Source organism: Paenibacillus sp. TAF43_2 (assembly GCF_052113545.1).
Lineage (GTDB): Bacteria > Bacillota > Bacilli > Paenibacillales > Paenibacillaceae > Pristimantibacillus.
In genome coordinates this window covers 1-12,944 of sequence record NZ_JBFRDK010000191.1, presented here as the reverse complement: position 1 = coordinate 12,944, position 12,944 = coordinate 1, and the positions used below count along the sequence as shown (strand labels likewise).

Annotated in this window: 11 protein-coding genes; 7 read left to right on the top strand and 4 right to left on the bottom strand. The window is 45.8% G+C overall.

Going from position 1 to position 12,944, the window contains the following annotated elements; translation table 11 throughout:
* The coding region (locus AB4Z17_RS27950) for a manganese catalase family protein (RefSeq protein ID WP_441963436.1) at nt 1–224 on the top strand (224 nt) is incomplete at its 5' end.
* An 832-nt stretch (nt 225–1,056) separates the two neighbouring features.
* Here AB4Z17_RS27950 and AB4Z17_RS27945 read toward each other — a convergent pair.
* The 3 genes from AB4Z17_RS27945 to AB4Z17_RS27935 all read right to left on the bottom strand — a co-directional run bounded on the left by AB4Z17_RS27945 (nt 1,057) and on the right by AB4Z17_RS27935 (nt 3,220).
* Complete coding sequence (locus AB4Z17_RS27945; protein ID WP_441963434.1) at nt 1,057–1,371, bottom strand: hypothetical protein; 315 nt, start codon at nt 1,369–1,371, stop codon at nt 1,057–1,059.
* Between the two features lie 69 nt (nt 1,372–1,440).
* Nucleotides 1,441–2,316: a sugar phosphate isomerase/epimerase family protein gene (locus AB4Z17_RS27940; RefSeq protein WP_441963432.1), complete on the bottom strand. Its 876-nt coding sequence runs from the start codon at nt 2,314–2,316 to the stop codon at nt 1,441–1,443.
* Complete coding sequence (locus AB4Z17_RS27935) at nt 2,309–3,220, bottom strand: phytanoyl-CoA dioxygenase family protein (protein WP_441963430.1); 912 nt, start codon at nt 3,218–3,220, stop codon at nt 2,309–2,311. The genes AB4Z17_RS27940 and AB4Z17_RS27935 overlap by 8 nt, the downstream gene beginning before the upstream one ends.
* Before the next feature lie 204 nt (nt 3,221–3,424).
* Between AB4Z17_RS27935 and AB4Z17_RS27930 the strand changes: the two genes are divergently transcribed.
* The 6 genes from AB4Z17_RS27930 to AB4Z17_RS27905 all read left to right on the top strand — a co-directional run bounded on the left by AB4Z17_RS27930 (nt 3,425) and on the right by AB4Z17_RS27905 (nt 11,019).
* Entirely contained in the window at nt 3,425–4,354 is a 930-nt protein-coding gene (locus AB4Z17_RS27930) for a helix-turn-helix domain-containing protein (RefSeq protein WP_441963428.1), read from the top strand.
* Between the two features lie 65 nt (nt 4,355–4,419).
* Entirely contained in the window at nt 4,420–6,168 is a 1,749-nt protein-coding gene (locus AB4Z17_RS27925) for a cache domain-containing sensor histidine kinase (protein WP_441963426.1), read from the top strand.
* Nucleotides 6,165–7,757 carry a response regulator gene (locus AB4Z17_RS27920; protein ID WP_441963424.1) on the top strand — a complete coding sequence of 531 codons (1,593 nt, stop codon included), beginning with the start codon at nt 6,165–6,167 and terminating at the stop codon, nt 7,755–7,757. Before AB4Z17_RS27925 ends, AB4Z17_RS27920 begins: the two co-directional genes overlap by 4 nt.
* 125 nt (nt 7,758–7,882) lie before the next feature.
* Nucleotides 7,883–9,184, top strand: coding sequence for an ABC transporter substrate-binding protein (locus AB4Z17_RS27915; RefSeq protein WP_441963422.1), 1,302 nt, complete (start codon nt 7,883–7,885; stop codon nt 9,182–9,184).
* Between the two features lie 105 nt (nt 9,185–9,289).
* Entirely contained in the window at nt 9,290–10,171 is an 882-nt protein-coding gene (locus AB4Z17_RS27910) for a carbohydrate ABC transporter permease (protein WP_441963420.1), read from the top strand.
* An 11-nt stretch (nt 10,172–10,182) separates the two neighbouring features.
* A complete protein-coding gene (locus tag AB4Z17_RS27905) occupies nt 10,183–11,019 on the top strand; it encodes a carbohydrate ABC transporter permease (RefSeq protein WP_441963419.1) in 837 nt (278 codons plus the stop codon).
* A 532-nt stretch (nt 11,020–11,551) separates the two neighbouring features.
* On the opposite strand, the gene AB4Z17_RS27900 is transcribed toward AB4Z17_RS27905, so the two are convergent.
* On the bottom strand, nt 11,552–12,829 hold the full coding sequence (locus AB4Z17_RS27900) for an IS110 family transposase (RefSeq protein ID WP_441963417.1): 1,278 nt from the start codon (nt 12,827–12,829) through the stop codon (nt 11,552–11,554).
* Nucleotides 12,830–12,944: the final 115 nt, after the last annotated feature.

Here is a 12,944-nt window from a genome sequence, read left to right as displayed (position 1 = left end):
CCTATATTCAAGCGAAAGGCGATCCAATTGCGGATCTATATGAGGATATAGCAGCGGAGGAGAAGGCTAGGGCGACGTATCAGTGGTTGATTGATCTAACGGATGATGTCGATCTACAGGATAGCTTGAAGTTTTTGCGGGAGCGCGAGATTATACACTCTCTGCGGTTCCGGGAAGCGGTTGAGATCCTTAAGGAAAAGCGGGATGAGAAGATATTTTATTAGAGGGAACCTCTCTGCAGGGTGCTGCGGGGAGGTTTTTTGCTTTTGTCTGCTGATGTTAAGCTAACAGGAAGAAGAGTGTGGTGGAACGGCTATTATTATCGTTCTTTCTTTTGCCAGAGTAACACATTCGCTAAACCTATAATTTGATTGATCTCACAAGTCCATCAGGAGCTAAGCAGAATTTCAGCTATACGCTTATACGCAGTGGTGTACACAGCTACTAATACCCACCCAATTATCTATCGGAGTTAATTTATTTTAAAGGGTAAGTTACTTTTACATTGTAATTATCGAAAATTAAGCACCACCTTGACCAAGTCCTAAGGAGCTGCCCGTAATTTGTATGTTTCCTTGTTGCGTAATATTATTCATACCAGCAGTACCTGTGGAATCTTTAAAATCAGTACCTTGTAAATAATTTGATGAATGATTAGTAGCACGTAAATGAGTGCTTCGTGAGTTAATTTCAACGTTTTGTAAGCGATTATGGCTCTAAGGTTTGACGCTTACTTTTATGCAGGATGGCCTGAATTTACTCGTTTAAGGATGTGCAATGAGTTGAGTCCTTTGCTTCTGCTCAAAATGGAAATTGGAAGATGATTATTATTACAACAAAATTCGGTACTATAAATATAACGTGATGCGTCTCCACGTGGAAAGCTGTAACTGTAAAAAGAAGTTGGTTCATTTTTTTCAGCTTCTGCAGACGGTGTAAAAGAGAAGGTAATTGGTAAAGAAATTGCAGCAAGACGAGCCTTATTTAGATCATCAGATGTAATAAGATTCTCATCAAGCTTAAAATTCTTACTAAGCTGAAAGGATCTGAGATTATTCAATAATTGATTGCGTTGAAAATCATCCACCTGGCAAATCCGAGCAACGGTGCGAATTGAGGATCCAAGTAAATTTGATAAGCCATATTTTTGGCTAGAGTAGACATCAGATCTGAAGTATAAGTGGACTGAGACAGGTCGCTCTCCATGGCGGACTGAATTTGTTGGACCGTGCTCTTCTCGTAGAAGTAGCTTAGAAGAGCAGTCGTAGCAACGATGCTAAAGGTCAGGCTTGCCGAGATGATAAGGATATATTTCGTCAAGGTGCCAGAGGAAGTCAGAATTTGTCTAAGCCTTCGCTGAGCATCGATCATAAGGGAACTAGCGTAAGCCCTTTTGCTTCCCCAAGGGTGCAAAAGGGCAGTACGCTGATGTTCTTCAAGTTATGAATGAACTGGGCATAGACTTGCCCAAATTGTTTCCGCTCGTTCCTTAAGCAGAATGGATTCTGCAAATCGAGTGGATTGGTTAGCCGCTAATTCGTATGGACTTGGGCCTAACTCGCATACAAAGGGAAATGCTCCATCCGATCCACTGCCGTCTAATGGCTTTGCTTCCTCCAGCCAATACTGCATGCCCTTACTCCACCATTTGCTAAAGCGGTCAAGCAGAGGTTCATTCTGCACGCTCACTTGAATCTGTTGACCATTGGATAGGCGTGCGTGGATACAGGAGGTCCTCTGAAGTAGGAGATCAAATAAAGGCTCTGCCTTCTCCTCATATTGAGGGAGAAATCCGTCCATTTCTCCCCCGATAATATAATGAGAGAAGTCGATTGTCAGTCGGAGTCCAGGGAGCGCCTCGACATAGCCTGCTGTTCGCAGCAAATCCTGTGTAATTCTGCCTCTATGGGTCTCAACGAAGTGTGGAACGGAGAAGCGATGCGCTTCTTCGTCAAGCTCTGTAAGCAGCCGCAACGCAGCATCGCCGGTAACGAAGCTGTCTACCACCTGAGAGTTGACATATTGCGCTCCGAATTCTTTGGCTTCTTCTAGCAATACCCGGAGATCCGATGCGCTGCCGGGGAAACCGCCTGTACCAAAGCTGAAGTCGTAATCATCAAGCAGCCTTCTCCATTTCTCTCGTTCTTCCTTAGCGGGTATACCGCCGAATATACCGGTAAAGCCCGCCTTCGCGATTTGCTCGAATTTCTCCTCAACCGTCCACTCCCTGCTTCCATTGCCTAACCCGATCATGGACCACCATGCCTGCTGAACCTCAAGACGAACGGGGGAGGGCTGCAAGCTATTTTTACTCACGCCAGAAGTCCTCGTGCGGATAGCGGAAGCTGTCCGGCTTCACTGCCTTCTGAATAGCTAGAGCGCCTTCCGGCTCATACTGAAACGCTTCCTCTGCCAATCCATAGCTTGTTTGCTTGCGCAGCTCAATACATTCCAGCAGCATCTGTTGCTTGAGTGGCAAATACTCAAGCGTATGCGGTCCGAATTCGGCTTCAATCTCGCCTGGACGAAATTCGAAGTAAACCGTGCGTCTCAGCGCATTGCCGTCGCCTGCAGGCGAGCCGTGCAGAACGGTAATATCATGCAAGATGGCGTCGCCCGCCTCAAGCGGAACTGGAATGGCATCTGACGTATCGAAGCCTTCCCGCTTGCAACGATCGTAGGAATCCTGAACCGTCCATTTGTTACTGCCCGGAATGACCCAAAGACAAGATTTCAGATCAGCGGGGTCCAGATAGAAATCTACATTGAATATCGGCCTCTTGTCCTCGCAGCCAGCCGGCATCTCGGCATCGCGATGCCAAGGTACGATAATGCCTTCATTGGGCATCTTTACAACCATGGAATCCCAAGTTGGAATAAAGCTCTTGCCTTGCAGTTTTTCGACAGAACGCAGAATGAAAGGATGACCCATTAAAGCTCTGAGCGCAGGCTGTTTCTCTACGACATATTCGATTCGCTTGAGTACGCTTTCTCCCGATTTTCCGCCCTTACCATACTGGTAGTCCTTATTTTGTCCACCCGCCATGCCCTTTTCCAGCTCTTGCTGCATCCCAGCTTGAACGATTTCCAGCTCTTCGCCCTTTAGTACATTCTTGATGACTAGGAAGCCATTATCCAGAAAAAACTGCTTTTGCTCCTCGGTAATAACCGTTTGTAATGCCGCATCTGCCTCAATAAGCTTAAGACCTGAATTGTTCATAAGAGTCACTCCTCAGCAAATTTTGTAGCGGGATTTCATCATCCCTATGCCTCTATTGTAGAGCGGAACGCAGCATTTGTATTTAGCCTGATCTCATGAATAGGTTTCCAATATCACCGGATTAAATATTTCATTTCCGGGGAAATTACATGCTATAATTTAGCCGTATAAAGGTATGAAAAGGACTGCGAGGGATGTTATAGAATGAATGAAAAAATTGAAGTTGCCAATTATCAATTGATCGAATGGAATCCAGAGGATACTCTCGCCATTATGGAAAATTATTATTTTCCTCCGTATATTACGCTCGCGCACAGCTTTCACGCGCCGGCAGGCTGGGGAATCGAGAATCGGATACTGAATCAATATGCGCTACAGTATGTCGTAAAGGGCGTTGCAGAATATCCGGTAGGGGAACACCGCTATTTGACACAGGAAGGCGATTTGCTCTTTCATCGTCCTGGCGAAGTTCATTCTATTCGTACAATCGATGGAAGCCCCTATGTGTGCATTTCTATTGTATTTCATATGGGACTGACGGCATTTCCATTTCACGAGCTGCTGGAGCACAAGCATATGCTGGGAAATTTCCGTGGACATGCCATCGAACGTATGCTGACGGAGCTTGTTCATCTGTATCAACAGCCCGGATTACCCGCACAGCTCCAATGTCAAGGCTTGCTCATGCGAATTATGGGAAGCATGGCCGAATTTCAGCATCGGATTGAAAATAAGGAGCCTGCTAATCTGGCCAAGATGGTTCTGGTCAAAAATCATATACTTAATCATTACGAACGGGATCTAAGGCATCAGGAGCTGGAGAGAGTATGCGGTCTAACGCGAAATACAATCATCCAAGGCTTCAAAAAAATATTCGGAATGTCGCCTATGCAGTACCTCATATGGGTGCGCATCCAGAAAGCGAAGGAGCTTGCCATTCAAACGGATCTTTCTGTTGGAGAAATTGCTCAGAGTGTCGGCTATTCGGATGTGCATACCTTCGGGAAGATGTTCAAGAAAAAGACGGGAGTAAGCCTGACGCAATACTGTAGTTCCTTGACGACTCAATATTTGAACACCAAGGCTCGTATTGCGGACAACATGAACAAGGACGGAAGGGGACTTAAGGGATAGACATGAATAAACTTGTACATCTATTAAGAGACGGGTTTAAAAATAAAAAAATAAGGTCCAAAATCATGCTTATCTACATGCCTCTGCTGCTTTTGCCTTTGTTCGTGCTTGGTTATACGGCTAACGCTATTTATTCCAAAGCTATCATTCATCAAACGACACAGAGCTTCGCGGATAATTCGGCCCTTATCATCAATCGGTTGAATGGCATGCTGACGAACGCGGGAAGCTGCGCGAATATGTTAGCCTTGAATCTCAATCGCATTCTGGGAGCGCCGGAGCCTGTTGYGGAGGATGCAGCGTTTGATCTGCCTAGATACAATGCCATTACAACAGAGCTGGCTTTGGCAATTGTCATCTTTCCTGATGTGGATTCTATCGCATTTGTTGATCATTCAGGAAGGATCTATGGATCGGATATTTGGATGGAGGGTAATAAGGATACCGTAATGGCAAGTCAGGCTTATGAGACCATTATGGCAACAAACGGAGTGAACAAATGGCTGCCGATGGAGAAGAGGAATTTTCTATCTAGGGATAACAACAGACCCGTGCTTACGCTAGGCAAGCATCTATATGATATCCGCTCAGGCAATCACTTGGGTATTCTATTTCTCAATGTTAAAGAAGACACTTTATCCTCCGTCCTCAAGGAGATGAAAGGACATCCTACGGGACAATATTTTATTGCGAATCAACGAGGCATCGTTGTGTCCTCACCGGATAAAGAAAAGCTGCTGCAACCTATTGAATCCGAGCCTATCCAAACATGGGTCAATGCTCATGATGATTCTTCGGATATTCAAGTCATTGACGAAGAACAGCAGCTACTTGCCGTTCGCAGCTTTCCTCAGCTTGGTTGGAAGCTGGTGAGCGCAACCTCGTTAGGCTCGCTGACAGCTGGACTGGAGAGCTTGCAGTGGACGCTGCTCACAATTGCCGTGATATGCAGTGTTGCCGCAATAATTGTGTCTACGTACTTGTCCAAGGTTATCGCGCTGCCGATTGTGGAGCTGGCTCGAAGCATGAAGGGCTTCCGCGAGGGCGATCTGAATATTCAATTGAAGGTTGCGACTAGAGATGAAATGGGCTACCTCGCTCTAGGATTTAATGAAATGCTTAGAAGGCTGAGGGAGCTTCTGGAGAACGTCATGCGAGAGCAGAGGCAAAAGCGCGAATATGAGCTGGCTCTGATCCAGTCTCAGATTAAGCCGCACTTTTTGTACAACACGCTGGACGTAATCTATGCGCTGTCAACTATGGGGAGAAATACGGATGTACAAAGAACAACAAAAGCGCTTGCCGATTTCTATAGGGTTAGCTTAAGCGGAGGAAGAGAGCATATCCGGCTTGAGGAGGAGCTTAGAAATGTCAGAGATTATCTGGCGATTCAACAAATCCGATATTCCGATGTGTTCACCTATGAAATTGATGTCGACAAGTCCATTCTGCAAGCTTCCATTCTGAAGCTGACGCTTCAGCCGCTGATTGAAAACGCGATATACCACGGGCTTAAGGAACAGACACATATGGGCAAATTGCTCATCAAAGGGTATCGTTCCGGTAATCGAATCGTCATTGAAGTTGCCGATGACGGCGTGGGAATGTCAGAGGAAAAGTTAAGAGGGCTTCTTAAGGAGGGAAGAGAAGCTTCCGAGCACACATCATTCGGGTTGTTGAATGTAGATAACCGTTTAAAGCTTACTTACGGAAGTCTATACGGACTACAGATTAGGAGCGAATGGGGGGAAGGCACGGTTATACTGGTCAATCTGCCTGATGTCGAAACAGAGGAAAGGGATGGATTGAAATGATAAAGGTTATGATCGTCGATGATGAAATGATCTTTCGCGACTATCTGCGAATCTTGCTGCCATGGGAGGATTACGGTATGGAAGTCGTTGCGGAAGCCCGCAACGGAGCAGACGCTCTGGAACAAGCAGAGCTCTGCAAGCCGGATATTATGCTCGTGGACATCAGCATGCCTATCATGGACGGCTTGCAGCTTACTGAGCAATTGAAGAAATCGTTGCCCGAAACGGTGGTCGTGCTTGTGACGGGACATAATGAATTCGAATACGCTCGCAAGGCGATCAAGTTGGGCGTGCAGGATTATATTCTAAAACCGTTTACGAAGGAAGAACTGCTCCTTACGCTCATCCATATCAATTCCGATATTCATAAAGCGCATGAGATTAAGCTAACCTTGAAAGCAAATGAGACCATGCTGAACGAATGGACGTTAAACAGGCTTCTGATGAACGAATTGCTGGATTCGGAGGAAACCAGGGATAGACTGGCTGCTCTGYACCTGCATGCAGCCTCCTTATATACGTATCAAGTGGCATGTATAGAGATCGACCATTTAGAGATGAATTGGAACAGCAGTAGTGATCGAGAGCTCTGGAAATTTGCTGTTACGAACATATTGAATGAAACCTTGCATTTAGAAGGAAAGCTGATCGTCTTTAACGGCCCTGAGGGCAGAATTATCTGCATATACGCGTTGGAAGACATGCAATCAGGAGCCTTTATTAACGGCTTTGAACAATTAAAGGAGCTTATCAAGAAGTATCTGAAATTAACCATCACCATAGGTGTAGGCGGAGCGTATCCCTTACATGACGGCATAAGGCGTTCCTATAACGAGGCGATTGATGCCTTGCACAACAAATTTGTTATTGGCAACGATAGCGTTATTGTACATAACGAGAGACGCATCAATGCCGGGCAATGGTCATCTGGCATTGTCAATTCACAGCGTCAGGAAGAGCTGCAGCTTGCTCTGAGATTGATGGATATGCAAGCCGTTGAGACTCATCTGCAAGAAATCTTTGGGACGATGAAGGGACAAAGCTTATCTATCGATTATGTGTATGTAATTTGCATGGGACTTGTGTCAACCTGCTTGTCCCACCTTACAGAAAATGGTCATCCCGTCGAGGATTGCTTTGGCGAACACTTCTATCCCTACAGCATCATTACGAAGAAGCAATCCATTGATGAAACAGCCAGTTGGATATTGGAGCTCCATCTCAAGGTCATTGACTACATGAAGCTGCACAGATTGACGAAATCGGACAAAATTGCGGATTTAGCACAGCAATATATTCATGAACATTATGGAGATCCCGAGCTGAAGGTGGAGCAAATTGCACAGCATGTCTTCATTAATGCAAGTTATCTCAGAGCAATCTTCAAGAAGGCGCACGGCGTGACGGTAACGGATTATGTTACTAAGACGCGCATGCACACGGCTAAGGATTTGTTGCTCTCTGGAGATATGAAGGTTTCGGATGTGTCGACAAAGGTGGGCTACAATGATCCTGCGTATTTCTCTCGCGCCTTTAAAAAATATTACGGGTATGCCCCAAGCGAATTGGATTATACGCTAAACACCTGAACAAAATGGATAGAAGTTGCTCAGATAATCCAAGTCGGAAGCAGATATTCCATTAATTTCACAAGGCTCTCCAGCTATACTTGGCATGTAGAGGAACAACGAATTTTCTGGGGAGGGTCATGACAATGAAAAAAGGATTATTGGGAGTACTCAGTTTGATTCTGGTCTTCACGCTTGCAGCCTGCGGAAGCGACAACAGCACCAATACAAACGGGTCCAACGCAAGCAATGGCGGAGAGGGCGAGAAGAAAACAAAGCTTCGCATCTACGCGCAATACTCGGATGAGGATACGAAAGGCTACTACGATTATGCGGTAGCGGAGCTCGCCAAGGAAATGCCGAATGTAGAGCTTGAGCTTGAAATTCAAGCGCAGGATGACGGCCAAAAGTTAAAGTCCTATGCTGCAACCGGCAATTTGCCGGACATCTTCAATGCCGGCTTGGATCAGATCAGCGTTTTTCGCAAATCCAATAACATTCTTGAGCTTGACAAATATGTAGATCAATTCGGCTTCAAAGAAAAAATGCAGCCAAGCGCTATGAATACCTTGTATGCGGATGACAATCATGTCTACGCATTCCCGTATGCGGGCAATGAATTTATTCTGCTCTATTACAACAAAGAGTTGTTCGAGAAAAATAAAGTGAAGGTTCCTACGACAAAAGAAGAGCTATTGGCTGCCGTTGATGCTTTTAATGCAGCAGGGATAACCCCAATGTCTATCTTCGCGAAAGAAAAGTGGCCCAATGTTGCACTGTATGATGTATTTGCAACAAGATACAATTCAAAGGGCATCAGCGCGCTTGACAGCGGAGAAGCCAAGCCATCTGACGAGGCTTATGTGAAGGCGGCTCAAGATGTGATCGATTTGGTCAAAGCAGGTATGTTCCCTAAAGGAGCGACCAACCTGAACTACGACCAAGCTGCGGCTCTGTTCCACGAAGGCAAAGCGGCAATGTTCATTAATGGCCAATGGGAAATCGAAGCTTCAACAAAGGCGCTGGGAGATAAAGTAGGGTATATGTATTATCCGGCTCCGGACTCCGCTTCTTATGAGCAGAACAAATATGCCTTCAGCGGCGGCGGCAACCCTGGCGGCTTCGCGGTCTCGGCTAATACACCTGATAAGGATCTGGCTGCAGAGGTAGCTAGCTTTATGGCACTGAAATATGCAGAATTCAAATTTACGCAAAAAGGAAGCCCGATTGTAGCGACGAAGGTCGATAAGGAAATCGTCAAGGCATTTGATCCTATGATGACGACTCTGAATGAGGATATTCCTAAGATTACAAGCACGACTTCGTTTGCTTGGGGCTTGTCCAACTCCAAATTCAAAGCGGCAATCGARGATTCTAGTCAAGCATTGCTCAGCGGAGGATATACGGCCGAACAGTTTGTCAGCGACTTGGAAAGCGCACTAAAGTAAAGTGTGAAACGTAAATAAGTATGCATGAAGCACATATAGGCCGAATTGGGCCTATATGTGCTAATGCTCCCGATTTATGGGCTGTCCGAAGGGAGATCTACTGAAATGAATAAATTTATGGGGAATAAAACAGCGATTGCGATCTTTATTCTGCCCACTTTGCTGCTGTTCAGCGTGCTTGTGTTTTGGCCGATTGTTCAAGTCTTTTATCGCAGTATGTTTGAATGGGACGGATTGACGACAGGAGAATTTTTATTTCTCGACAACTACAGCCGATTGTTCCAGGATCGGTTATTCTATACATCCCTATTTAATGGGTTGAAATTTGCGGCGGTTCTCGTTGTGCTTCAAATTACGATAGGAACGGTGCTGGCATTGACCATTTCCGATTCCATGGTGAAGGGACGTAAAATCCTTCGTATCAGCTTTTTTATCCCCGTTGTGCTCTCCATCACAGTTGTGTGTCAGCTATGGCTTGCCATGTATAACGGTGAATATGGATTGATTAACAAGCTGTTCGAGGCTATGGGCATCTCCTATCGCCAGGACTGGTTGACCGACAGTAAATCTGCGATTTGGGTCATTGCCATCGTTAATGCCTGGCAGTATATGGGCTATCACTTTGCTCTATTGCTTGCAGCGGCTCGTTCCATTCCGGAGCAATATATGGAGGCCGCGCGAATCGATGGCGCCGAACGCTGGAAGGCGCACTGGAAAATATCCATTCCGCTCATGGCTGAAACCTACAAGTTTTGCTTGGTGCTCGCGATTACCGGCGGACTCAACGCCTTCGCGAACATGTACATTATGACCGGCGGTGGACCGGGTACAAGCACCTATACGCTTACGTATATGATGTATCGTTCCGCATTCCGAGTAGGCGAATTCGGTTATGGAAGCGCCGCCGCGGCATTTCTGGTCATTGAGTGCTTGATCGTAACATTCGCAATTAATCGACTCATCGCTCGCGAGCGGATCGTGTATTAGGAGGCGGGCATATGTGGACCAGAATTAGAAGAAGTCAGCCGTTATTTCAATTATTTTTATGGCTATATGCACTCGTTTCCGTATATCCATTGATTTGGATGCTGTTTTATTCACTCAAGGACAACAATGAGATTTTTGTTACCAATCCATTTGGCTTTCCTACCAAACTGCGATTCGAAAATTATGTCTCCGCGCTGACGGAATTTAATGTTCCCCGTTACTTTATGAACAGTGTGCTTGTATCGGTCGTTACAGTCGTTGGAACCATCGCTTTGGCGGTGATGTTCGCATACGCCGTAGCCAGAATGAGATTCAAGGGCAAGACCGCCGTACAAATGTATATCGTTATCGGCATGTTCGTGCCCGTACAGGTCATTATGATTCCACTCGCTATTCTTGTGCGGGATTTCAATCTCACCAATACGTATATGTCGCTTATTCTTCCGTACATTGCCTTTAATGTATCCTTCTCTACGATGGTTTTCTACGGATTTTTCCGCTCCATCCCCTTCGAGCTAGAGGAATCGGCATGTATTGACGGAGCGACGATCTACCAAACATTTTGGAAGGTTATGCTCCCGATTGTGAAGCCTGCAATCGCAACGATGGTCATCTTTGTTTTCCTTGCGGCATGGAATGAGTTCCCCATTGCTCTAATGCTTATATCGCAGGAGGATCTAAAGACATTGCCGCTGGGTCTGTTGTTCTTCCAGGGACAGTTCACAACCGACTGGGGCGCTATGGGCGCGGCGATGACCATTGCTTCGCTGCCAACTGTGCTCGTCTATATCCTCTTTAGTGAGCAGGTCGAGAGGGCTATGACGGTCGGTTCTGCTGTGAAAGGGTAATGATTAAAATACGGCAAGAAATAAGTAATCTTGAAGTTGATTAGGAAGTGGCTAGGTGCGGGATATTATACACTCTCTGCGGTTTAGGGAAGCTGTGGAAATACTTAAGGATAAGCGGGATGAGAAGATATTTTAAGCTCCCTCAGAGAATAAGGTTTTTCTCACGAATACTCGCGAATTCTCAGGATTTCACATACAGATTGAAATAGGAGTTTAAATGATTACAAAACATGGGCTAGGAAGTTCCGTTTGAGGGCATGCGGGAATAGAAGGTGTTGGTCTATTTACAACATCTTCCACAGAAAGTTTTGCTGCACATCTTTCTCCACAAGGCCCTTGGGATTCACTCTCCCAAATCTCAACGGGTCTAAGCCCTTACATTCCTTCGTCCTATCTAACCAAGGTGTGGAGTCCGATCAACGTTAACGGAACGGGTCTAAGCCCTAAAGCGTAAAAATCTCGGTACTCCGTGCTTTCTTTGTGAAATCCTGCGAACGAGCTGATCTACGTGTCTGGGTTGCGAATTTAGTTGTTAAGCTGCTAGTGGTTGTTGAGCTTTATCCGCGGAGAAAGTTTGTCCTTCTCGCGCCATGGCTACAAGCATCCGAGCCAATTTCCCAATCAACTTCATCATGGACTGCATTTTCGTCATTCGTTTTACTTCAATATTGTGTGCATGCACGGCTTGGAATGCACGATTGTGAGATAAGAGGTGAAACACCGAGAAGTACAAATGCTTCCGTAGTAATGAGTTTCCTCGTTTGGTTAGCTTAATGTGCCCCTTATACTTACCAGAACTACGCTCCGCTAAGTTCAATCCAGCCTTTCGCAATAACTGATTTCCGTGAGACAGCTTACGTAAGTCCCCGCCAAATGCGAATATGGCAGCCATTGCAGGAAAGGAAACACCGACGGATCGAACGAGATCAGAACAGGGGATCTCAGGCAATAACTTTTCAATGATTTCGTCTGCTTCATCAATGATGTGGCAGATTCGTTCATATTCTTCGATGAGGTGCCTAAGTTCCCATTTGTCTTCTTCAAGGGCAGTAGCGTCTCCAACGCTATGTCTAGCGAGTGTTTGGAGCTGAATCSCCTTGTTCCTGCCTCGCACACCGCCAGGTCTAGCCATGTACACTCCCCAGGTTTGCACCATCTGCTCCGGAGTTAACTGTAATACGTCAGATGGGGCTGGGAAACGACGCAAAGTGGCTAATGAACGAGGACTAAAAATATCTTCGAACGCTTGCCTGTATTYTGGAAAACGGATATCCAGCCAGCGGTGGATTCTGTTCTTAATCCGTCCGGATTTAACAACCCAATGCTCTCTGTTTGTGACAATAACCCGCAAGCGGCAGAAGGTTTCTTCTTTTGGGGAGAAGGGCGTGTAGAATCCGCGACTCACTGCATCGGCAATGACCAAAGCGTCCTTTGGGTCATTTTTTGATGGGGAGTTGTCTCTGTTTTCCTTATTGCGTTTGGTCGTCATTGGATTGACAAGGACAACAGAAACCCCTTGATTCATCAACCAATGAGCGAGATTGAACCAGTAGTGACCGGTACTCTCCATTCCCACAACGACGTCATTCAAGTTGTGCATGTTCTGTAATTTACGAATACTACTAATTAAGTGCTCAAAGCCCGCATGGTCGTTCGAAAACATAATGGGGCGATTGGTGAGGACAATACCTCGAAAGTTAATAGCTTGAGCAGCATGTTTCTCTTTGGCAATGTCGATGCCAATGACAAGAGTAGAAGTGGAAACACGTTCTACACGTTGATTTTGAGCTTTAATTAGTCTAGACTTCATGATAACGCCTCCTAAGGTGAGTTCTGAGGGCTCCAACCCAGTACATACTCATCCTAGCGGGGCGTTCGTTTTTCTGCAAATCGAATCTACTAACACCTACAGGAATGTTAACGGG

Coding starts and splice junctions, on each gene's coding strand:
- AB4Z17_RS27910 (WP_441963420.1), top strand. CDS start 9,290: ATGAATAAATTTATGGGGAATAAAACAGCGATTGCGATCTTTATTCTG.
- AB4Z17_RS27930 (WP_441963428.1), top strand. CDS start 3,425: ATGAATGAAAAAATTGAAGTTGCCAATTATCAATTGATCGAATGGAAT.
- AB4Z17_RS27905 (WP_441963419.1), top strand. CDS start 10,183: ATGTGGACCAGAATTAGAAGAAGTCAGCCGTTATTTCAATTATTTTTA.
- AB4Z17_RS27935 (WP_441963430.1), bottom strand. CDS start 3,220: ATGAACAATTCAGGTCTTAAGCTTATTGAGGCAGATGCGGCATTACAA.
- AB4Z17_RS27945 (WP_441963434.1), bottom strand. CDS start 1,371: ATGATCGATGCTCAGCGAAGGCTTAGACAAATTCTGACTTCCTCTGGC.